19 protein-coding genes and 2 pseudogenes are annotated in these 22,148 nt (G+C 67.1%); 11 read left to right on the forward strand and 10 right to left on the reverse strand.

Going from position 1 to position 22,148, the window contains the following annotated elements; translation table 11 throughout:
* Positions 1–39 precede the first annotated feature (39 nt).
* Both ACZ5UM_RS01405 and ACZ5UM_RS01410 read right to left on the reverse strand, forming a co-directional pair.
* On the reverse strand, positions 40–741 hold the full coding sequence (locus ACZ5UM_RS01405) for a 2Fe-2S iron-sulfur cluster-binding protein (RefSeq protein WP_464846482.1): 702 nt from the start codon (positions 739–741) through the stop codon (positions 40–42).
* Between the two features lie 210 nt (positions 742–951).
* Positions 952–1,755, reverse strand: coding sequence for a DUF2797 domain-containing protein (locus ACZ5UM_RS01410; protein WP_464846485.1), 804 nt, complete (start codon positions 1,753–1,755; stop codon positions 952–954).
* Between the two features lie 166 nt (positions 1,756–1,921).
* On the opposite strand from ACZ5UM_RS01410, the gene ACZ5UM_RS01415 reads away from it, so the two are divergent.
* From ACZ5UM_RS01415 to ACZ5UM_RS01430, 4 genes are all read left to right on the forward strand, one after another.
* Positions 1,922–3,043, forward strand: coding sequence for an ABC transporter ATP-binding protein (locus tag ACZ5UM_RS01415; RefSeq protein WP_464846488.1), 1,122 nt, complete (start codon positions 1,922–1,924; stop codon positions 3,041–3,043).
* Entirely contained in the window at positions 3,040–3,681 is a 642-nt protein-coding gene (locus ACZ5UM_RS01420) for an ABC transporter permease (protein ID WP_464846490.1), read from the forward strand. The genes ACZ5UM_RS01415 and ACZ5UM_RS01420 overlap by 4 nt, the downstream gene beginning before the upstream one ends.
* A gap of 121 nt (positions 3,682–3,802) precedes the next feature.
* A complete protein-coding gene (locus ACZ5UM_RS01425; protein WP_464846491.1) occupies positions 3,803–5,380 on the forward strand; it encodes a glycine betaine ABC transporter substrate-binding protein in 1,578 nt (525 codons plus the stop codon).
* A 954-nt stretch (positions 5,381–6,334) separates the two neighbouring features.
* Positions 6,335–6,526 (forward strand): hypothetical protein, encoded by a 192-nt coding sequence (locus ACZ5UM_RS01430; RefSeq protein ID WP_464846493.1) that lies wholly within the window; start codon positions 6,335–6,337, stop codon positions 6,524–6,526.
* A 313-nt stretch (positions 6,527–6,839) separates the two neighbouring features.
* On the opposite strand, the gene ACZ5UM_RS01435 is transcribed toward ACZ5UM_RS01430, so the two are convergent.
* Both ACZ5UM_RS01435 and ACZ5UM_RS01440 read right to left on the reverse strand, forming a co-directional pair.
* Positions 6,840–7,283: a hypothetical protein gene (locus ACZ5UM_RS01435; protein WP_464846496.1), complete on the reverse strand. Its 444-nt coding sequence runs from the start codon at positions 7,281–7,283 to the stop codon at positions 6,840–6,842.
* A gap of 161 nt (positions 7,284–7,444) precedes the next feature.
* Positions 7,445–8,557 (reverse strand): hypothetical protein, encoded by a 1,113-nt coding sequence (locus tag ACZ5UM_RS01440; protein ID WP_464846498.1) that lies wholly within the window; start codon positions 8,555–8,557, stop codon positions 7,445–7,447.
* Between the two features lie 310 nt (positions 8,558–8,867).
* Here ACZ5UM_RS01440 and ACZ5UM_RS01445 point away from each other — a divergent pair, with 310 nt between their 5' ends.
* From ACZ5UM_RS01445 to ACZ5UM_RS01475, 7 genes are read left to right on the forward strand one after another with little or no spacing between them, the layout of a single operon-like run.
* On the forward strand, positions 8,868–9,869 hold the full coding sequence (locus tag ACZ5UM_RS01445) for a FecCD family ABC transporter permease (protein ID WP_464846500.1): 1,002 nt from the start codon (positions 8,868–8,870) through the stop codon (positions 9,867–9,869).
* Entirely contained in the window at positions 9,866–10,678 is an 813-nt protein-coding gene (locus tag ACZ5UM_RS01450) for an ABC transporter ATP-binding protein (protein WP_464846502.1), read from the forward strand. The genes ACZ5UM_RS01445 and ACZ5UM_RS01450 overlap by 4 nt, the downstream gene beginning before the upstream one ends.
* A complete protein-coding gene (locus ACZ5UM_RS01455; RefSeq protein WP_464846504.1) occupies positions 10,675–11,757 on the forward strand; it encodes an ABC transporter substrate-binding protein in 1,083 nt (360 codons plus the stop codon). Before ACZ5UM_RS01450 ends, ACZ5UM_RS01455 begins: the two co-directional genes overlap by 4 nt.
* 12 nt (positions 11,758–11,769) lie before the next feature.
* Positions 11,770–12,507 carry a hypothetical protein gene (locus ACZ5UM_RS01460; RefSeq protein ID WP_464846506.1) on the forward strand — a complete coding sequence of 246 codons (738 nt, stop codon included), beginning with the start codon at positions 11,770–11,772 and terminating at the stop codon, positions 12,505–12,507.
* Positions 12,504–12,725 (forward strand): hypothetical protein, encoded by a 222-nt coding sequence (locus tag ACZ5UM_RS01465; RefSeq protein WP_464846509.1) that lies wholly within the window; start codon positions 12,504–12,506, stop codon positions 12,723–12,725. The genes ACZ5UM_RS01460 and ACZ5UM_RS01465 overlap by 4 nt, the downstream gene beginning before the upstream one ends.
* Positions 12,726–12,728: 3 nt before the next feature.
* Complete coding sequence (locus ACZ5UM_RS01470; protein ID WP_464846512.1) at positions 12,729–13,601, forward strand: hypothetical protein; 873 nt, start codon at positions 12,729–12,731, stop codon at positions 13,599–13,601.
* A gap of 39 nt (positions 13,602–13,640) precedes the next feature.
* Positions 13,641–14,924: an Ig-like domain-containing protein gene (locus tag ACZ5UM_RS01475; protein ID WP_464846514.1), complete on the forward strand. Its 1,284-nt coding sequence runs from the start codon at positions 13,641–13,643 to the stop codon at positions 14,922–14,924.
* 122 nt (positions 14,925–15,046) lie between these two features.
* Here the strand turns inward: ACZ5UM_RS01475 and ACZ5UM_RS01480 are convergent, their stop codons facing one another.
* The 6 genes and pseudogenes from ACZ5UM_RS01480 to ACZ5UM_RS01505 all read right to left on the reverse strand — a co-directional run bounded on the left by ACZ5UM_RS01480 (position 15,047) and on the right by ACZ5UM_RS01505 (position 22,114).
* A complete protein-coding gene (locus ACZ5UM_RS01480; protein WP_464846516.1) occupies positions 15,047–15,517 on the reverse strand; it encodes a hypothetical protein in 471 nt (156 codons plus the stop codon).
* Positions 15,518–15,843: 326 nt separating this feature from the next.
* Positions 15,844–16,512, reverse strand: coding sequence for a TSCPD domain-containing protein (locus ACZ5UM_RS01485; protein WP_464848251.1), 669 nt, complete (start codon positions 16,510–16,512; stop codon positions 15,844–15,846).
* 18 nt (positions 16,513–16,530) lie between these two features.
* Positions 16,531–18,918, reverse strand: a pseudogene (locus tag ACZ5UM_RS01490) (LAGLIDADG family homing endonuclease); the annotation flags it as partial.
* Between the two features lie 27 nt (positions 18,919–18,945).
* A pseudogene (locus tag ACZ5UM_RS01495) lies at positions 18,946–20,709 on the reverse strand (ribonucleotide reductase N-terminal alpha domain-containing protein); the annotation flags it as partial.
* Positions 20,710–20,767: 58 nt separating this feature from the next.
* Positions 20,768–21,220 (reverse strand): transcriptional regulator NrdR, encoded by a 453-nt coding sequence (gene nrdR / locus ACZ5UM_RS01500; protein ID WP_464846519.1) that lies wholly within the window; start codon positions 21,218–21,220, stop codon positions 20,768–20,770.
* Positions 21,221–21,358: 138 nt separating this feature from the next.
* The gene (locus tag ACZ5UM_RS01505; RefSeq protein WP_464846521.1) at positions 21,359–22,114 is read right to left on the reverse strand and encodes an SIR2 family NAD-dependent protein deacylase; all 756 of its coding nucleotides are present in this window, start codon (positions 22,112–22,114) and stop codon (positions 21,359–21,361) included.
* Between the last annotated feature and the right edge of the window lie 34 nt (positions 22,115–22,148).

Genomic DNA, 22,148 nt, shown 5'->3' on the forward strand with positions numbered 1-22,148 from the left:
AGCGCCGACCCCGCAGCGCGCGGGATCGGCGGCCATCGGTCAGTGTTCAAACTCGCAGGGTCCGTGGGCGGTCACCTGGCAGCAGAGGCGCCAGCCCTGCTCCACCTTGTCGCCCAGCATCTCCCGCTCTCGGTCGTTGACCGGGCTCAGGTTCTCCATGCCCTTGATCACGCGGATCTTACAGGTGTCACAGACGCCGCTCTTGCAGTCCCACTTCACGTCGACGCCCTTGTCGTTGACGCCGTCCAGCAGGTTCTCGTCCTTGGGGATGTCGACCTCGTGCACCTGCCCGCCCAGCAGCACCTTGACCCGGATCATCTCCCTGGGCTTCTCCTCCGCCGGCGCCTTCTCCACCTGCGGCTCCTCCTCGTAGGGGAAGACCTCGCGGGTGACCCCCACCCGGCTGGAGGTGTGGTGCACCAGTTCGTGGTTCAGGTGGCACGTGGTCTGGAACGTGTCACGCAGGATCGCCCGCCAGGCGTCCCGGTGGTTGTCGGCCCCGATGTGCGTGAGGTCATGGGGCACCACCGCCTTCAGCGTGGCCCAGCACTCGAACACCCCGGGATCTTCCTTGCGCGGCGCCGGCTCCTCCAGCTCCAGCCGCAGGTCCCTCACGCCCGGGGCCGCCCGGCGCAGCCGGCCGACGAAGTCCTGGAAGACCCGGGCGGCTGTCGCGCCCGCGGTTTCGGCATCGGCCAGCACGCCCAGGTAGATCTGCGATCCATACTTGGTCTCAGGCACTGCCGGACCCTCCTCCTCCCACGGAAGCTCCAACATGAATCAACATGCCTATTATACGGAAGTTTTTATGATCGCTCAATGAAAAAAGCGGCGGCTCTGTTCGAGCCGCCAAGAAAACGAACACACAGAGGGGGTCAACACACTTCGTATGTTACCCCACTCGCGTTACAATTCCGTGACACGAATGTAACGATTTGACCACAGGTAAGGCTAGCCACTGTGCGCCCCGGCCACGGTGAGGGTCTCGAAGGAGACCAGGTAGCCGGCGAACTTGGGCACGTTGAGCACCCCGGTGTCCAGCACCAGGTAACTGCCCTTCATCCCGAGCAGCACGCCCTCGGCGCCGCCTTTCTCCAGGTCATGGGACGTCAGCCTGGGCGGTGCCGCCTCCAGGGGATAGGTGAAGCTGCGGAGGGACTCGTCGGGCAGGATGTAGGGCCGGAACGGCTCGGGAATCAGCTCCAGGAGGCGCGCCCGCTCGGCCAGGAGGTCGGCGTCGGACACCTCCCCCTTCAGCATGCGCCGCCAGTTGGTCTTGTCTGCCACGAACCGGGTCAGGAACGCCTCCAGCTCGCCCGCCATCTTCCGGTTCGGCACCCGGGCGATGGGCACCGCCTCCACGGCTCCCTGGTCCAGCCAGCGGCCGGGCAGGCTGCGGGTGACGCCCACCTTCACGTCGCTGGACTTGGCCAGGTAGACGTAGGTGGGGATCATGCAGTGGGCGTCGCCCCACTCGGGCTCCCGGCAGGTCTCGTAGTGGCAGAGCGTGGGCTTCACCTGGCAGAGGTCGTTGACGGCCAGCCGCCGGAAGCACGGCCAGCAGGAGCCGTTGTTGAACAGCTTGCTCGACTTGCGCCCGCAGTAGATGCACCGGCGCTCGCCGGTGAACCGGATGGCCACCCGCTCGCCGATGAGCGGATTTAGCGCGATCTCGCGGTCGTCCAGCAGCAGGTGGTAGTCCACCACGCCGTCGCCGATGCGCAGCAGGAGATCGCGGATCATCCCTGTGTACACGATTCCACCCCGATTCTGAGAGGGTTGCGAAACCTCCCTCCCTCGGTTCGGGGCGCGCGGTCCTTTCTCCTCCCCAGGGCGCACGGCGCGACAGGCGCGCCGCAGTGCGGTGCCGCGGCGGCGCATACGCGCATACTACAGCGGGAGCGGAGAGGAGGGATGCGGCATGGTGCGCTTCGAGCACGTGAGCAAGGTCTACCCCGGCGGGCAAAAGGCCGTGGACGACCTGAACCTGGAGGTGAGGAAGGGCGAGTTCGTCTGCCTCATCGGCCCGTCGGGCTGCGGCAAGACCACGACGATGAAGATGATCAACCGGCTGCACGAGCCCACCTCCGGCCGCATCTACGTGAACGGCCGGGACATCATGCAGATGAATCCGGTCACCCTGCGGCGTCAGATCGGGTACGTCATCCAGCATATCGGCCTCATGCCCCACATGACCATCGCGGAGAACGTTGCCCTGGTGCCCAGGCTGCTGGGCTGGGACCGGGCGCGGCAGGAGAAGCGGGTGAACGAGCTGCTGCCGCTGGTGGGGCTCGACCCGGCCACCTACCGCGACCGCTACCCCAGCGAGCTCTCGGGGGGTCAGCAGCAGCGGGTCGGGATTGCGCGGGCCATGGCGGCCATGCCGGAGCTAATCCTGATGGACGAGCCCTTCAGCGCGCTGGACCCCATCACCCGGGAGACGCTGCAGGACGAGATGAAGCGGCTGCAGCACAAGTACAAGCTCACGGTGGTCTTCGTGACCCACGACATGGACGAGGCGCTGAAGCTCGGCGACACCATCGTGGTGATGCGGAGCGGGAAGATCGTCCAGGCGGCCTCGCCCGATGAGCTGCTGCGCAACCCGAAGGATGACTTCGTGGCCCAGTTCGTGGGCCGGGACCGGACGCGGGATGTCAGCCTGCTGAAGGTGGCCGACGTCATGATCCGGCCCGTCACCATCGGCCCCGAGCACGGCCTGGCCGAGGCGCTGGTGCTGATGAAGAAGCGGAGGGTCAGTTCGCTCATGGTGGTGGATGAGGACGACCGGCTGCTGGGGTTCGTCACCCCTCGCATGATCGAGAAGGTGCGGCGGGGCCGGGTGGCCGACGTGATGCGGCCGGACATCATCACCGCATCGCCGGAGACCCCGCTGCAGGAGGCCTTCGAGCGGATGTTCCTGGCGCACCTGGACTACCTGCCGGCGGTGGACGAGGAAGGCCGGCTGGTGGGGCTGATCACCAGCACGACCATGGTCGACGCGCTCTCGCAGGCGCTCTGGTCTGACGAGGGGGAGTCGGAATGAACGACCTCTTCGCGGTGCTGGGCGATCCGGCCCTCCAGCAGAACCTGCTCCGCCAGACGGGCGAGCACATCACCCTCTCGCTGGCGGCGGTGGGGCTGGCCATCCTGGCGGCCGTTCCGCTGGGCATCGTGCTGACCCGGCTGGAGCGCTTCGCCGAACCGGTGATGGCGGCGGTGAGCGTGCTGCAGACCCTGCCCTCGCTGGCCCTGCTGGCCTTCATGATCCCGCTCCTGGGCATCGGCCGCACGCCCGCCCTGGTGGCGCTCTTCCTCTACGCCCTGCTGCCGATCCTGCGCAACACCTACACCGGCCTGCGCGAGGTGCCCGCGAACCTGCGGGAGGCAGGCCGGGGCATGGGGATGAGCAACCTCCAGCTCCTCAGGATGGTCGAGCTGCCGGTGGCGTTTCCGGTAATCCTCACCGGCATCCGCACCAGCGCCGTCATGGTCATCGGATGGGCCACCCTGGCGGCCTTCGTGGGCGGCGGGGGCCTGGGCGACACCATCCTCACCGGGTTCGCCATGGTCTCCACGCCGCACATCCTGGCCGGCGGCATCCCCGTGACGCTGCTGGCCCTGCTCACCGACTTCCTGCTGGGCCGGCTGGAGCGGGCGGGGACCCGCCAGGCCCGCACCTGACGCGGCGGGCGCCCGGCGGTGCCGCCACCGGCACCGCCTGTGCCTGACTCTGTGCCTGACCCTGTGCCCGATCCTGTGCCTGACCCTGCGCCTGTGCCCGACCCTTCCCGACCCTTGATGTTTGGAGGCGACCGCCATCGAGACCCTGCGCTACATGGCCGAGAACTGGCGCCACCTGCTGGAACTCACGGGCCAGCATCTGCAGATCGCCCTGATCGCGGTGCTGGGGGCCCTGGTGGTGGGCGTCGTCCTGGGCATCCTCGCCAGCCGGTACCCCGCCGTGGCCGGTCCGCTGGTCGGTACCACCGCAGTCTTCCAGACCATCCCGGCGCTGGCCTTCATCGGCTTCGTCATGATCTTCCTGGGGCTCACCCGCTGGACGGGCATCACGGTGCTCTTCTTCTACTGCCTGCTGCCCATCGTGCGGGGCACCTACACGGGCATCTCCCAGGTGCAGCCCGGGGTAATCGAGGCCGCCCGCGGCATGGGCATGACCGGGTGGCAGATCCTGACCCGGGTGGAGATCCCCCTGGCCCTGCCGGTAATCCTGGTCGGGGTGCGCCTGGCCACGGTGGTCGCGGTGGGCACGGCCACGATGATGTCGCTGGCCGGGGCCGGCGGACTGGGGCAGGAGATCTTCGCGGGCATCGACCGGGTCCAAAACAAGATGATCCTGGCCGGCGCGGTCCCGGCGGCGGTGCTGGCGGTCCTGGCCGACCGGGCCATCGGCGCGCTGGAGGTGCTGCTCACCCCCGCCGGGCTCATGCCCGGCGGAGCCCGGCGGGGCGGCCGGCGGTTGCGCCAGTGGGCGACCATCGGCGCCTTCGCGGCAGTGTCGCTGGTGGCCATGTCGGCCGCCGGCGGCGCCGGCCCACGGGAGGGCGTGGTTACGATCGGCTCAAAGGACTTCACGGAGTCGATCCTGCTGAGCGAGATGGTCGCGCAGACCATCGAGGCCCGCACCGACATCCGGGTGGTGCGGAAGCTGAACCTGGGCGGCACGAAGGTGAACTTCGACGGGCTGCGCAGCGGCAGCCTCGACATGTACCCGGAGTACGACGGCACCGCCTACGCCATCCACCTGGGCCACACCGAGCCCGTCACCGACCCGGCGGCGGTGTACGACCAGGTCAGGCGGGAGTTTGAGGTGAAGTTCGGGCTCACCTGGTCTGAGCCGTTCGGTTTCAACAACACCTACGCCCTGGCCATGCCCGAGGACCTGGCGGCGCAGTACGGCATCCGCACCGCGTCCGACCTTGCCCCGCACAGCCCCCGGTTCGTCTTCGGCACCACCAACGAGTTCATGGGCCGGGCGGTGGACGGCTACCAGCCGATGGTGGAGACCTACGGGTACCAGTTCAAGAGCGTCAGCACCATGACCGCCGGGCTGCGCTACACCGCGATTCAGTCGGGCGAGATCCACGTGATGGACGCCTACGCGACCGACGGAAAGCTGCGCGCGTTCGGCCTGGTGATCTTGGAGGACGACAAGCGCTTCTTCCCGCCCTACAACGGCGGGATGATCATCCGGCAGGACACCGTGGCGAAGAACCCGGGGCTCATGGAGGCGGTGAACCTGCTCGCCGGCACGCTCTCGGACGAGGCGATGCGGGAGCTGAACTACCGGGTGGAGGTGCTGGGGGAGAGCGTGCAGGAGGTGGCGCGGGACTTCTTGCGGAGTCAAGGGATCGTGCAGTGAGTTTTGGGATATGGGTGGTGGTGGCAGGACGGGTGCTGTGGCGACATGGCATCAGGCAGCGTGCGGGGCGGCTAATACGATGGACCTCACGACAATGTCACCGGCAGGGGCTGCGGTCACGGAACGGGCAAAATGTGCGCTGGGGCGGGGGCTGAGGGTGCACATTCTGCCCGGAACGGGACCCGAGACGCGCCAGATCGGCGGGTAGGGCGGCGCCAAGGGCCCCGCGGCGAGACTGGCAACTGCCCTCGGGACCGGTGAGCGGGCAAGATGTGCACCGAGGGGGCAGGAGCGAGTGCACATTCTTCCCGGAGGCGTGACGGAATCGGGCACAGGGCGCGAAGTGCGGCCGATTTCCACTTGCTCTCGGGGCGAAATCGAAATCCGCCGCAACTCGCCGGCGCCGCGGACCGCTGCCGTGTGGTTGAAGGCTGAGGGAGTCGGCTATGGGGCACGAAGTGCGGCCGATTTCCACTTGGTACGCAAGCGAAGTCGAAACCCGCCGCAACTCGCCGGCGCCGCGGACCGCTGCCGTGTGGTTGAAGGCTGGGGGAGTCGGCCGCGGGGCGCGAAGTGCGGCCGATTTCCACTTGGTACGCAAGCGAAGTCGAAATCCGCCGCAACTCGCCGGCGCCGCGGACCGCTGCCGTGTGGTTGAAGGCTGAGGGAGTCGGCTGTGGGGCACGAAGTGCGGCCGATTTCCACTTGGTACGCAAGCGAAGTCGAAATCCGCCGCAACTCGCCGGCGCCGCGGACCGCTGCCATGTGGTTGAGGTCTGAAGGAGACGGCCGCGGGACACGAAGTGCGGCCGGTTTCCACTTCGCCCGATAGCGAAGTCGAAATCGGCCGCAGTTGGCGGACGCCACGCCTCTGCGCGGGGTGGTTGAAGCGTTGAAAGAGCGCACCATCCGCCCTTGCAGGCATTCATGCGGCAGCACGAGGTGAGGCGCCGCATGGTCTTCACGGTCATCAACATCACGATCCTGCTCTTCAACCTGTGTGCTGCCATATGGGTGTGGCGGGACGGCCACCGGAGACGGGATCCCTGGGCGCCGACCTGGGCCCTGGCGACTTACCTGTTCTCCTTCCTGGGCCTTCTGGCATACCTGCTGCACCGGCGCGGACGCCCGGCGCCGTCATCGTAACCCCGCGTGTACAGTCGTTGCTCCGAACAAGCTGTGGAGCAGTTCCAACTGCCGCTGGAGCTGCTCCACCTTTGCTTCGCCTACTCCCACGCGAAGGGATTCAGTGACCAGCCGCGTGTTCCAGACTTCAAACTCACCCCTGTACTCGGATTCACCGAGGTGGGACACCGCCTCACGGATGACCTCCTCCGTGACCACCGCTGGATCGATTGGATGCGGTTCCCACAGAGCGACGCCGGAATCGTGGTCGGCCCTGGGCGATGCATCTCGCCCAGGGCCGACATGCAGCAACGAACCTTCCGATTGGCCCCCTTCACCGCTCGGCGGGATTCTCGTTGGGCCTCGGCTGCGAGCCAAACGCATGGAGCACCCCAACAGCGATGAGGAACGCGCCGAACATGCGAAGGGCGGCTCCCGAGGCCAGCGGGCTCAGCCAGTGCCCTGCCGCCGACAGTCCCGCCCTGTACAGCGCCACCTGAAGGGGCAGTGCGCTCACCAGCAGGAGCCCAGCGGCCAGGTACAGGATGGTCAGCCCCCACTGCGGCCGAGCGAAGTCCTGTCTCCGCAGCCGCGCCCAGAGGATCGGCGCCAGGACCAGGAGGCCGGCCAGCACCTGGAGGGCGCCTGCCAGGAAGAAGTAGCCCCACGAGTGTGTGAGGGTGCGCGGATTGACGACCAGCTGCTGGAGCGACCCCGCCACGCAAACCAGGGCCACCCCGCCACAGATGACGAGGAGATGAAGTCCCCACGAACGCATTCCCTTCGCCTCCCTTCCCCTTACGGGTCTGTGCAGCCATCCCTCTCACACTCTTAGACCGCCCAGAGGCGCCGGAAGGTTCGATCAATTACGGCCATGGCGACAGACTTCGCCCCGCCTGCCGCTTCCAGGCCGCCACACAAGGCAAGCAGCGCGGGCGATTACCGGCCAACCCGAGGCGGGGCGATCGGTTCGTAATGGTCGGCAGGCATATCCAGCGGCGCGCCGCAGCCCATCCAGAGCTGCAGGATCCGGCCATCCTCGTTCAGAACGGCTGCCTTGGCTCCATGATCGTGGCGGTACTCCGCAAACTGCACGAAATAGGCCCAGTCGCCGATGCCGTGCACCCGGTAGGCGGCGTAAAGCCACCGGGATCCCCCCACCCAGTTCTCCGCGAGGCTGCGGACGGTATCCCGGCCCGTCCAGGTGTTGTTGACCTGGCACGATCCCCACGTCACACGCGGTGCCAGCGCGCCTTCTGCGTCTTCTTCACATTCCAGCATATCGCAGGACACCAGGCGGTCGACATCCTTCGCCAGGAACGCATCGATGACGGCGTCGACTTCGGCGATCTGCGTGCGAAAATCGGGCGGGTAGACGTCGGGAGGAGTCGATGCCGCCTCGTCCTCCCCGCCGGGGCCGCTCAGCAGCGCAGTCGGCGACATGGATTCGGCGATGGCGAACAGGTCCTCCTGGGTCAAGTGCGGCCCGGACAGCGCGATGTAGGCCCCGTCCTCGTTCCACCACACGATGTTCCCCCCGAACTCCGGCTGGTTGGGGATGAAGCGCGCCTCACGGCCGTCGCGGATGGGCGTGCCACCGCCGACCATCTTGCGCGGATCGGCATCGATGCAGCACCCTGCCGGGCCGGCGGCAACGCTCAACTCCGCCTGAAGGTCATCGTCGACGTAGACGATCCTCACCAGCCGGTCCTGGTGAGTCGGCATGAGCGGATGTAGTCCTTCCGGAACCTGCGTGGGGACAAAGATGGGGTAGCTGAGCTCCTGGCGCAGCTCGGCCAGCCGCTCGTCCGCCCTGCGCGCCCGTTCATCCCAGTCGCGCCCCGGCGCGGCACCGGCGGCCCCCCCCCCGGGCGAGTCCGGCCCATCCGCGTCAGCGACCCCGGCCGGGGGTTCCGGCGTCTGTTCACCGATCGGGCCAGCGGGTTGACTCACCGCCGCAGACTCGTCTGCAACTTCCCCACCGGGCAAGCGGCTGGGCGAACTGCAGCCCACCAGCACGACCAGCGCAAGCAAGAGCGCTGCGATTCTCATGGGAGGCCCCCTCCTCTGTTCAAACCTGCATCTGGACACCTTCACCTGCCATAACGCCGGCCAACGCACCGAAGTTGCGGGCAGTAAGGACCAGCAGCCGGTGTTGAGTAGTACTCGGGTAGCCCTATCGGTGGGTTCGCACAACTGCACCCGCCATGTTACAATCAGAGAGGCAATGCTTTTGATGCGAACAATTCATACCCTGAGATATTGAGCCGGTGCGCCTGTGTGACCGTTCTCGGAAAACACGACCACCTTTTTATATTTCTGGCGTGATGCTGAACGGAGCATCGCGGCAGAGGAGGCGCGTATGATCATCCGTCAGACATCTCCCAGGATAGCCGGTAAGCTGCTGCTCATTCTGGGCCCCCTGCTGTGCATCCTCCTCACGCTGTTCGTCGGGCGCTACGCGGTCAGCTTCAGCGGGGTGTGGGGCGCCCTGCTGGGCCGCGGATCCATCGAGGTGCTCACCGTCATCTGGTACCTGCGCCTCCCCCGCGCCGTCGCGGCGGCCTTTGTGGGCGCGTCGCTGGCCGTAGCCGGCACCGCGTTCCAGGGGGTTTTCCGGAACCCGCTGGTCAACTCCGGCATCCTGGGCGTCAACAACGGCGCGGCCTTCGGCGCCGCGCTGGCCATCGTGCTGATGGGCGGCGGGGTTTACAGCTACATCTTTGCCTTCGCCTTCGCCATCCTGGCTGTGGTGATGAGCGCCCTGGCCGGGCGGGTGTACGGCTCATCGCCCACGGTGACGCTCGTGCTCGGCGGCGTGATCATCTCCTCGCTCTTCGGGTCCCTGACCTCGCTGCTGAAGTACCTCGCCAACCCCTACACCCAGTTGCCGGCCATCACCTTCTGGATGATGGGCTCCCTGGCCTCGGTGGGCTACACCCACCTGGTCGCCGTGCTCCCCATGGCGGCAGGTATGTTCCTGGTCTGGCTCTGCCGGTGGAAGATCAACGCCCTGTCCATGGGTGAGCGCGAGGCGCTGGCCCTGGGCGTGGACACCAGGCTCTACAAGTTCCTGATCATCGGCGGCGCCACGCTGAGCACCGCGTCCGCGGTGTGCATCAGCGGCTCGATCGGCTGGATCGGCCTGGTGATTCCCCACATCGGCCGCATGCTCGTGGGCAACAACAACACCCGACTGGTGCCCGTGAGCATGTCGCTCGGGGCCTGCTTCCTGGTCCTCACTGACCTGATCTCGCGCAACATCACGACGTCCGAGGTCCCGCTGAGCATCCTGACGTCGCTGGTGGGCACACCCTTCTTCATCTACCTGCTGAAGAAGACGAAGGGGGGCGCGTGGCGATGAGTGAACTCCTGCGGGTGGAACACCTGGCGTTCTCCTACGGCATGCGGCAGGTCTTCCGGGACGTGAGCTTTTCGGTTCCGGCAGGACAGATCGTCTGCCTGATGGGGCCCAACGGCTGCGGCAAGACCACGCTGCTGGACAACATCATGGCGATTCACAGGCCGGACCAGGGCTCGATCACCCTGCTGGGCAAGCCGCTGCACGCCTACAAGCGGCACGAGATCGCGTCCGAGATCGCTTACGTCCCGCAGATCCACGACGTCCACTTCCCCTACACGGTCCGCGAGGTGGTCATGCTGGGGCGCACGGCCTACACCGGCCTGTTCGGCGAGCCTGACGAGGAGGACGAAGCGGTCTGCCTGGCCGCGATGCGGCGGGTGGGCGTCGATCGCTTCGCCGACCAGCCCTACTCCCGCCTGTCCGGCGGCGAGATCAAGCTGGTGCTGCTGGCCCGGGCGCTCGGGCAGCAGACCCGGCTCATCCTCATGGACGAGCCCACCGCACACCTGGACTACCGGAACGAACTGCTCTTCCTGGAGACCATCGCCTCGCTGGTGGCCAAGGAGCGGATCTCGGTGCTGATGGCGACCCACTCGCCGGAACACGCTTTCTACTTCGCCGGCCTGGGCACCGAGACCCGGGCAGCCATGTTCAAGGACGGAACCATCTTCGCCTACGGCGATCCGGAGGAGGTGATTACCGAGGCCGCGCTGGAGCAGGTGTACGGGGTGAAGGCACGCATCGTGACCGACATCGATGAACAGGGGCGGGCCATCCGCTCCATCTCGCTGCGGAGGACGATAAAGTGAGAAAGAAACTGATTGCTCTGCTGCTGCTTTGCTGCCTGGCGGTCCCGCTCGCCGCCTGCGGCGGAAAGTCCCCCGCCGGCAGCGACACGCGCACCGTCGTGGACACGCTCGGCCGCAGCGTGGAGGTTCCGGCCGAACCGAAGGCCGTGGCCACCCTGAGCCCCTTCGCCGGGCCCATGGTGGTGCTCTACGGATGGGGCGACCGGATGCCGGCCACCACCAACGCGGTCAAGCGCGACCTCTTGATCCATGCCATGGAGCCCGCGCTGGAGAACTCCGTGAGTGTGAAGAGCAGCGGCTCCATGAACGCGGAGGAAATCCTGCGGCTGAACGTGGACCTCATCTTCGTCGACCCGGAGATCTACGCCGATCCCGACGAGCGGGCCAAGCTGGAGGCGCTGGGCCTTCCCTACGTGGTCATCCAGTTCACGGATATGGCCGGCCAGATGGCGGCCGCCCGCGTGATCGGCGAGGCCCTGGGTGAGACAGAGGAAGCCGAGGCCTATGTCGCCTGGTATCAGGAGGCTATTGACCGGGTGGCCGGGGGCGTGGCCGACATCCCCGGGGACGAGCTGCCCCGTCTCTACCATTCCGTGAACGAGGCGGTGCGCACCGACTATCCCGGCAGCGTGCCGGCGGACTGGATCGCCGTCACCCGCGCCATCAACGTCTCGCTGGATGCGGAGTTGGAGATGAAAGGCGACCACGCCTACACCACGCTGGAGCAGATCTACGTGTGGGATCCCGACGTGATCATCGCCAACGAGCCGGGGGTCGACGACTATATCCTGACCGACGAGAAGTGGGCCGGACTGCGCGCCGTGCGGGACGGCCGGGTGTACCAGATTCCCGTGGGCGTGACCCGGTGGGGCCACCCGAACAGCGTCGAAACGCCGCTGGCCATCCTCTGGCTGGCCGAGCTGCTGTACCCTGACCGGTTCGACATCGACATCGTGGCCGAGATGAAGCACTTCTACAAGATGTTCTTTGACTACGACATGGACGACGAGACAGCCGCGGCCGTGCTGAAGGGCGACGGCATCCGCACGCCCAAGAAGAGCGGCGGCAGGGATGAGTAAGGGAGGACACCCATGAGGGCCTATCTCTGCATCGACGACACGGACAACCTGGACAGCATCGGCACCGGCGAGCTGCTGGAGCACCTGTGCGCCGCGCTGAAGGAGGCGGGCCTCGGCACGGGGGGCTTCGTCACGCGGCACCAGCTCTTCGTCCACGAGGACATCCCCTACACCTCGCACAACAGCGCCATGTGCACCGAGGTGACGCTGGAGAACCCCGAGGCCGTCGCGCGTTTCGCCGGGAACTACCTGCAGGCCCATGCCGCGCAGGGCTCCGACCCCGGGATGTGCCTGCTCCTGCCGGATGAGCTGGAGGGGGCCGCCTCCCTCCTCGACTACGGCCGTCGGGCGCAGACGGAGATCCTGTCGAAGGATGACGCCTGGCGGGTCGCACAGGCCTATCCGGGCCGGGTCTGGCTGTCGGAGCACGGCGGAACCGGCATCGGCATCATCGGCGCGCTGGCCGGGGCGGCGCTGCGCCTCACCGGCAGCGACGGCCGGGTGAAGGGCAAGATCCACCCCGAGACGCCGGGCGAGCGGCTCACGGTGGGCGAGTTCTGCCGCAAATACGGCTTGCACCAGGCCGTTCGCGAAGTGGACGGAGCGCCCGTGGGCGAGAACGAACCGCTGGTCTTCCGCGAGCAGACCAAGGCGGTGTACCTGGACCACAAGATCACGGCGCAGCTCGTCTGGCACGGCGACCACTGGGAGCCGAGGCCCAAGCTGCGCAGGGAGAAGGCGCAGAAGTGAGGTCAGGCCGCATGTGGGAGATCGCCGCCGACGGCACGAAGCGCTTCCTGCACGGCGACGACGAGCCCGAACTGGCCGCCCGGGCGGCCCTGGACTGCGGCCGGTTCGAGCGGGACGACGAGGAGGAGTGCTTCTTCGACGAGGCCGTGACGTGCTACAACTGCCGCTGGCGCCGGTGGACGGCAGACAGCTTTACATGCCTCCGAAAGGACGGATAGACGGTGAGGAGACTGCTTTCGCTCCTGCTGGTGCTCGCCCTGACGCTGTGCGGTTCCGCCGCTGCCCTGGCAGGCGATGGGTCCGGGGACAACCGCGATGAGCCGATTGCCGTGGTCTACAGCTCGCTGGAAGACGGGGCGGTCATCGACGGCGACACGCTGTCGGTCCACCTCGAGTTCAACAAGAACGTGGTTCACATCTCCGTCCGCCAGAACAACATGACCCGCTTCGCCCTGTACGACGAGCGCGGCGAGCGGCACCCCCTGGAAGTGATCATGGGGGACGCGCAGGTGGATCCCAGCGTCAAGCGCCTGGTCGACCTGCAGGCGACCGGTCTACAGCCGGGCGCCTACGTGCTGGTGATCGAAAAGGGTCTGACGGCCAAGAACGGCACAGAGCTGGACCGGGACATCACGTTCCGCTTCACTGTCGCCGGTGAGCCGGCGGTCGAGACAGCTCCGGCGGAGACTTCGCCCGCCGACGAGGCTCAGGCAGAAGCGCCGCCGGCAGAACAGGAGCCGGCAGCAGAGACTCCGGCCGTGGCATCTCCTGCGGGTGAACCCGCGAAGGACGATCCTGCTGCGGAAGGATCCGGCGCTGAAGAACCCGCACAGGCGGCCCCCTCCTCCGCAGGGCCGTACGGCGGAGCGCCCGCCGTGGCCGCCCCGGACCAGCCCCCTGCAGGCGACCTCGAGTCCGGATCGGGCGCCGCACCGCCGGCCGCAGGGCAGCCGCAGCCAAGCGGAGGTGAGGGCGCGGCGGCGGGCGACGCCACGAGCCGGCAGGGCGGCTTCCCGGTGCTGCCGGTGGCCTTCGGTGCGGTTGCCGTGGCAATCGCAGGAGGAATTTTGCTCAAAAAAGGGAAGTCGTCGTAACTATTCTTTGCTATAAATATGGTCAAAGGAGCGGTACGGATGAAGACAAGAAGAACGTCGTTCGGGTTTCTGCTGTCCCTGCTGATGGTGTTCGTCCTCACTGCCACGGCCTTTGCCGCCGGCGGCGGCGGTGGTGGCGGTGGCGGCCAGAGCCCGCTTAACGTCGTGTCCGTTCAGGTGGACGGCGCCGACCTGGAGGGCGCCACCGTGGGTCCCGATGCCGTCATCGCCATCACGTTCGACCGTGGCATGAAGGACAACTTCGAAGCCAACAAGGCCCTGATCAAGCTGTACGCCGGTGATACGGAAGTCGAGGCCGAGGTGGCCCAGGGCGATGATAAGTCCGTCTACACCGTGACGCCGGCCGCGCCGCTGGCCGAGGGCGAGTACGCGCTGGTCATCGGAGCCGATGTCATGGCCAACAACGGCAACACCCTCGGGGAGGATGTCCGGGTGAGCTTCACCGTGGCGGCCCAGGCTGCGGCCGAGGAGCCCGCTGAGGAGCCTGCCGAGGAGCCCGCTGAGGAGCCTGCCGAGGAGCCCGCTGAGGAACCTGCTGAGGAGCCTGCCGAGGAACCCGCAGTTGAGATCAAGCCCGCCGACACCCCGGCATTCGAGTACTGCGTCCTCTCCGACTGGACCCTGGTCGTGAACGGTACGCCGGTGGACGCCCAGGCCTACAACGTGGACGGCTACAACTACTACAAGCTGCGGGACATCGCGATGGCCCTGAACGGAACGGCCAACCAGTTCTCGGTGAACTGGGATGAGGAGAAGGGCCTGGTCACGGCCATTTCGGGCGAAGCTTACGTGCCCGTGGGCGGCGAGCTGCAGAAGAGCGCTGAGGACCTGAGCGCCACCTGCATGCCGTCCCCGCACCCGGCCCTGTTCAACGGCGCCCCCTCCACGGCTTACACCTACAACATCGGCGGCTATAACTACTTCAAGCTGCGCGACCTGGCCGATGTCTTCGGGTTCATTGTGGACTTCGACGCCGAGTCCCGCACCGTGCTGGTGACCACCACGGATTTCGCGGCTCCTGCGGAGGAAGAGGACACGGCTGAGGAAGGCACCCCCGCCGAGGAAGGCGCTGCCGATGAGGAGGGCGCCGCCGATGAGGAAGGCGCTCCCGCTGAGGAGGGCGCCGCCGATGAGGAAGGCGCTCCCGCTGAGGAGGGCACTGCCGATGAGGAAGGCACTGCCGATGAGGACGATGCTTCCGTAGAGGAAGAGGCTCCTGCCGAGGAGGAGACCCCCGCTGAGGAGGAGACCCCTGCTGACGAGGAGGCACCTGCTGAGGACGAGGTCCCCGGCGAGGAGTAGGATAGGCAGTGCAGAAGGGCTGTCCCGGGAGCTGATCGCTCCGGCGGGACAGCCCTTTGTCCGTTCCGGATGTGCCGCCGCACCCGGCAGGGCCGAATGGTCTCGGCGGGGTTCGCGTCCGGTCAGGGTATTGCCCATATCGACGTTACAGCGTGTCGCAAGGGCAGACCAAGGTATCGGTAGTAGATGATGACTTCGGTCTGTTCCGAAGGCATACCCTCCCAGTCCAGACGAAGTCCGTAGCTTCCTTCTCCTTTTTCCAGAACGCGCTGCCGGGGCTCTATCTCCCATCCCCTTACCGGCCCTGTCTTCAGCTTGTGGCCGTTCGCATCGAGATCGATCGCCGCGTTTCCGGCGAGGTGGGTATCGGTGAAATTGGCCACAGCCATCGCTCGGGGGTACTCCCAGTTTTCACCGTTGACGCGAACTCCGGTCAGCCGGAGAGACCACCGCCCCGTGTTCTGCAGGTCGATGCCGTAGGCCAGCGTCTTGTCTCCTGTGTATCGCTCCGACAAGCCGGTGCTGCGCAGGGGCGGATGTGTATAGATCCATCCTATCCCCGTTCCAACGGCGACCGCGATCAAGACGACCATCCAGAATCGCAATCCTGACCGCACGCGTCATCCCCCTCAACGGTTCTCGCCAGAACCCGCCCAAGTTTGCAGAAGGGCGAGGCACCGCTAACCCTCCCAGTCGCAACAGTATTGCGATCGTTTCACGAAAAGGACGATCCGGGGCCGGCTCAGGTTCCATGAAGTCCATGCGAGCCATAGGACGCGACTCTGAACGGATCGGTGAGCGGCAGCAACTCCGGTCCCAGTACCGACCAGGCGTCGGGTAATGCGTCACCAGTGCTTGCGACCAAACAGACGGCCCGGCACCAGCGCCGGGCCGTTGTTCCCACATACGTCCTATGAGACTAGCTGCACTTGGAATACCCGCAGTTGTGGCAGGTCGCGCAGCCCTCACCGATCGCCAGGGCGAAGGAGCCGCACTCGGGGCACGGGTCGACGGGGGTGTCCACCTGGGCGCCCTTCATCATCGGCTGCGGCGCAGGCGCCGTCGTGGCGGTGACCTGCTGGAGCTTGCCGTTGGCGTCCTTCCAGGCCAGGAACCGCTGCAGCCCCTTGGCGATCGCGGAGGCCAGGGAGGTGATGCGGTTCGGGCCGAAGCCGTACGAGCCGGAGCCGCCGATGTTCTTCAGCGTGTCGATGACGATCTCGATGCGCTCCCGCACCGGCACGTCCGAGCGCAGCCGGAGCATCTTGGAGACCAGCATGCCCATGCCCACGGCGTCGGCCATCAGGTCGGAGCCCACGGCGCCCACGTTCACGATGATCTCGAAGGGCTCGCCCTCCTCGTCCATGTGCACGTCCAGCGTCATCTTGCCGAAGTGGGTGGGCACGACGAACATCTTGCCCACCGCCTCGGTCGGGCGGGGCCGGATCGACGGGCCCTGCGGGGCCGCAGGGGCCGGCTCGGCGGTCTGCTGCTGGCTGGTCTTGTCGCCGGTGGTCAGCACCTGCGACACCCGGGAGCCGTCGCGGTAGACGGTGATGCCCTTCAGCCCCAGCTTCCAGGCCAGCATGTACGACTTGGCCACGTCCTCCACGGTGGCGTGGTGCGGGAAGTTGATCGTCTTTGACACCGCCGCGTCCACCGGCTGCTGGTCGACGGGCAGCCCGTCCATGCCCTGGAAGGCCGCCTGCATGCGCACATGCCACTCCGGCGAGATGTCGTGGGAGGTGGCGAAGATGCGCTGCCACTTTTCGGGCACCCCGTCGACGCCCCGGGCTGTGCCGCGCTCGGCCACCTTCTGCATCAGCTCGTCCGAGTACCAGCCCTCCCGCTTGGCGATGGTGGCGAACTGGCCATCCACGTCCAGCATCATCACGCCGGCCTGGTTCCGGGTGAAGACCAGGGCGAACTTCGGCTCGATGCCACCGGAGCAGGGCATGTCGGGCCGCGCCGCGAACAGGGAGATGGTGCCGGTGGGCGCCACCGTGGTCAGGGTGGCGTTGCGCACCTTGAGGCCCGCCTTGTGCCACTGGCTGCCCTCCCACTCCGGGTAGGCGCCCCGGGCCTCGGCCAGCGCCATGGACTCCTCAAGCGCCTTCTGCTTGATGAAGGTCATCACCCGGTTGCCCAGGGCCACCGCCTCTTCCGAGTCGTACGGCAGCCCCATCTGCACCAGCATCTCCGCCCAGCCCATGATCCCGAGGCCGATGCGCCGGTCGCGCAGGGCCTTTTCGGCGATCTGCGGCAGCGGGTACTTGTTGGCGTCGATGACGTTGTCCAGGAAGTGGGTGGCGGTGCGGACGACCTCGCCCAGCCGCTCCCAGTCCACCTCAGCCTGGTCGGTGTACGGGTTCTTGACGAAGTTGGCCAGGTTGACCGAGCCCAGGTTGCAGGAGCCGTAGGGCGGCAGCGGCTGCTCGCCGCAGTTATGCACCACCAGTCCGTTGGCCGCAAACGCATGGACGCCGGGTACGTTAAGGTCGTAAACCATCTCGGTGCCGTCGGGGATCAACGCCTCGAAGTGGGCAATGAACGGCTTCCGGTACGGGCCGCGGACGAACGAGCGGACGATGTGCTCCAACCGCTCGGCCTTGCGGCGATGGAGGAAACCGATCTCCCGGTGGAAAGCCAGCAGGGAGTGGCCGGTGATCCGAAGGTCGCAGACCTCCTGGCAGTCGTATTCGGCGAGGCTCCCCTTCCCGTCGGGCATGAGCTTGCGCCCGGCCTGCTTGCGACTGCGGTAGATCCGGCTGTAGATGCCGAAGTTGAGCAGCAGCCGCTGCACCTGCTGGAGGAAGGCCGGCCTGACCGACGTCAGCACCACCGAACAGCGTGCGCCGTCGCCGATTTCCACGTGGCCGTCTGCGCTGAACAGGGCCTGGAGGAAGCCCACCTGCATCTCCCGGCAGCCCTGGAACACCGCCGCGGGCACCTGCAGCTTGTCGGCATCCAGACCGTGCTCAGCGGCAAGCTGGAGCAGACGGGCGGACTGCACCCGCGCCTCGTCGCGCGCCGGCACATCCACGACGCCCACCGCATAGCTGCGGCCGTTTGCGCTCTCCGGCACCACGGCGTTGACGGCCGCCGCCAGGGCAGGGGCCAGCTCCGCCTTCTCCTCGCCGAAGAAGTGCAGCGTGGCCCGGTCTTCCTTCAGCGAACCGTCGCCCACCAGCCAGCCCAGCACGAGGCCGAGCTCACGCGAGCCAGCAGTGCCGAAGCCGCCGGGCCGGTCCAGCACGTGGATGCGGTCTCCCGGCACGAGGTCAGCCGCTGCCACCCAACCGCGATCGGTCATGACCCGGTGGTCGGCGGTGAGCCGCACTTCGAACCCCTCGGCGGTGGTGAGCCGGTAGACCGGCTTGATCCCCGTGAGGAAGGCGCCCGACGCGGCCGCGCGGGCCTGCTCGCTCAGGCGGCTGTCGGTCACAACCACCGGCGGCTCATCGGCCATGGCCAGCTCGTCGATCCGTCGCAGGCCCTGGTCGGTGTACACCAGGGTGTCGCCGGTCACGCAGGGATTCGTAGCTTCTATAACTTCTACATGGTTATTGGGATTACGCCTATTAATTCTATCGAGGAAGATGATACCGGGCTCGCCGGTCTTCCACGCGTTCTCCACCAGCTTGTCCCAGACCAGCTTGGCCGAGAGCTTGCCGGTGACCTCGCCGTTGCGCGGGTTGATCAGCTCGTACTCGGTGCCGGCCTCCAGGGCGGCCATGAAGGCGTCCGTGATGCCCACCGAGATGTTGAAGTTGGTGATCTGCGTGATGTCGGCCTTCGACTCGATGAAGTCCAGGATGTCGGGATGATCCACCCGCAGGATGCCCATGTTGGCCCCCCGGCGGGTGCCGCCCTGCTTGATCGCCTCGGTGGAGGCGTTGTAGACCCGCAGGAAGGAGACCGGGCCCGAGGCGACGCCCTGGCTGGAACGCACGACGTCGCCGGCCGGCCGCAGGCGGGAGAAGGCGAAGCCGGTGTTGTGCACCACGGTCATCTGGCCGAGGCCGCCGCCGGCCAGGTAGTTGTTGTGACCCTCCACCGTGAAGTCGTAGAACTGCTTGGGCACCGCGGCGGGGCCCACCGACTCCACCACCGTCCAGCCGGCGGCCAGGCTCTCCAGCCGGGCGAGCTGGGGCTCATACGCAGTCGGGAGCACCCGGCGCAGAGCCTGGACGAGGCGCATCAGCTTGTCCTCGCCGATTCCGTCGCCCCACTTGAAGCGGTGCAGCCAGAACGCCTCACCGCCGATCGACACCGGCTTCCGGTGAATGGCAGTGGCGTGCGTGTCGACGCCGGCCGCCTGCAGCAGCCCCTCCACCGCGCCGAAGGGCAGCGGAATGCGGGCGTGGCTGTTGTGCGCCAGCCGCTCCTGCAGCTTGAGCAGCCGCTCCTTCTTCAACGCGTCGTGCACCCAGGGCAGCACCAGTGAAACCAGCTCCGGCGTGCGCTTGGCATCCGCCATGTGCAGCACGTACTCGGTCCTGGTGCCCTTGCGGCCCGGCGCCTTCTCGCGGATCGAGGGATTGAAGCCGAGCAGGCTGAGCAGCGACGTGAGCCGGCGGGCGAGGTCCGGGCAGACGGTGGAGAACTCCACCCGTCGCCGCCCCAGCGAGACGTACCCATCCGAGTCGATCAGGCCACCCAGGAAGGCGCCGATGACCGAAAGCGGCGACTTGGCCACCCACTCCGGCAGGGTGAGGTGATCCTTCGGCCCCGGCTCCAGGCCGGCCAGCCGGGCGAAGGCGGGCACGAACCGGGAGTCCGTGGTCGTCAGGCGGTAGAGCCCGCGGTTGTCCTGCTGCAGCGAAACCTCCACGCCGTAATCCGCCAGCACCCGCTGCGCAAACTCCAGGCTCTCCTTCCGCCCGTCGAACAGGCGGAGCCGGAGGGCCCGGTAGCTGGTGGTCCGGTTCTCGAACCAGTCAAGGCCGCCGTCGCCCAGGGCGAAGCCGACCAGCCAGGCCAGGGGCTCGGTGACGGTGAACCCCTCCACCTCCCTGGGCTCCGTGAACGGCCACTGCGCCCGCACCGAGGGGTTGGGCGTGAGCAGCAGGTCGCCGGGCTGCAGGGCGTCGGCCCGCCGCTCCACGATGCCGCCGGCGGTGAAGACCATGAACGGGTGCCAGGCGCTGGTGGTCACCTCGGTGCCATCCGCACACACCACGGTGTACTGGTTCTCCGCCGGAACGTCCCACTGCCACAGGTGCGTGACCTGCCGGGGCTCGAACCGCCCCGTGGCCGGGTCGACGGCGAAGGTGCGGATGCCCAGGTGGGTCACATCCATGATGCGATGGTCGGCCTCCGCCATCTCGGGCACGCCGAGGGCCCGCACCCGCTCGTACAGCGTGCTGATCTGCTCGACGCCGCAGAAGGTGGTGTGCACGTGGGCGTCGCCGGCGATGCACCCACCCCCTGTCTGGTGGATCAGGGCGGCCTGCTTCATGGTTTCGTAGATCTCCGGCAGGGAGTCCCCCACGGGAAGGACAAAGCACGCAGACAGCTGGCCCAGGGCCGTCCCAGCGCCGGTGAACGTCGGGCTGTTGGGCATGAAGTCCTGGCGGTCCATCAGCTGGTAGAACCGCTCTTCCACCGCCCGGATCTCCTTCTTGCTCGCACCGTACTTCTCCTCAACCGCAGCGATGACCCTGGCCACGCGGCGCAGCATCTCATCCGGCGTCTCCCGGGTGCCGTCTTCCTTCGTCCGCAGGTACCGCTTTTCCAGTACGGTCTTCGCGATATGCGTCAGTTCCAAGTCGGGGCCCCCCATCCATCAGGTAGATTGCTGCCGGCCGCGCGCCGTCCCCCGGGCGCGGCACGGCCCCGCTTCAGCGGGACTTCAGCAGCTGTTCCAGCTGCTCCCGGAACTCGTTCAGATCCTTGAACTCCCTGTAGACCGATGCGAACCGCACGTAGGCGACGCCGTCGATCTGGCGCAGCGCCTCCATCACCCGCTCCCCGATGACCGAAGTGGGAACCTCCTGGTCCAGCGAGGAGCGCAGGTCCCGTTCGATGTCGTCGGCCAGCTTCTCGATCACTTCCATCGGCACCGGCCGTTTCTCACAGGCCTTCAGGATTCCGCTGAGCAGCTTGTCCCGGTTGAAACGTTCGCGGCGGCCGTCCTTCTTCACCACGATCAGCGGGGGCACCTCCACCCGCTCCATGGTGGTAAAGCGCCGTCCGCAGGCGAGACACTCCCGGCGCCGGCGCACGGCCTCCTCGTCCGCGGCCGGACGGGACTCGATGACCCGTGACTCACCTCCGCAGAACGGGCATTTCATCGTGCAACCCCCATATGTAGTGATTGCACGTCCTACTTTACCACCATATGTAGGGTGCGACAACTGTGCTGAGCTCCCAAAATTGGACTTTTGACGCGCGCTGCTCCCGCTTCTTCCTTCTTCCTTCGAATTTCTACCTCACAGGGAGATCCCCAGCTCTTCCGCTAGCGCGGTGAGGGCCTGCCCCGCCTTCTCCCGGAAGATCCAGCGCGCCCGGTGGTCCAGGAAGGTGGGCGTGAGGTTGAAGATCGCCAGCGGCGCGCCGTGCTGCACCGCGACCAACGGCAGCTGGTTCGCCGGTCCCACCTCCAGCGAGGAACCCACCACGAAGAACAGGTCGGCCTGCATGGCGGCTTCGAACGCTTCTTCGATCGCATCCGGCGGCAGCGCCTCCTCGAAGAGGACCACGCCGGGCTTCAGGATGCCGCCGCATTCCGGACAGCGGGGAATGTCGGCCTCCGTCTCCACCGGAACGTCGATCAGCTTGCTGGGGAACCGGCGGCCGCAGGTGAGACACTGGCACTCCCGCAGCGAGCCGTGCAGCTCGATGACCTCCGGAGACCCGGCGGCCTGGTGCAGGCCGTCCACGTTCTGGGTGATCAGCCGCTTCAGCAGCCCCTCCCGCTGGAGCGCGGCCAGCACCTTGTGAACGGGGTTGGGCTGCGCGCCCCACAGGTGCGCGAAGCGCATCCGGTAGAACTGGTAGAAGTCCACAGGCCGCCTGCGCAGGGCGGTCATGGAGATGAGCGACACCGGGTCGATGCCCCTCCAGAGCCCGGTCTTCGACCGGAAGTCCGGCAGTCCCGACTCGGTGGAGGCGCCGGCGCCCGTCAGGGCCACCGCGTGCTTCGCCGTCCTCAGTGCCTGAGCGAACTCCCGAATCTGCTCCATCATGGTGCTTCACCCCTTCACCATTCTTTTCTTCGCC

The organism is Symbiobacterium ostreiconchae, assembly GCF_055396975.1.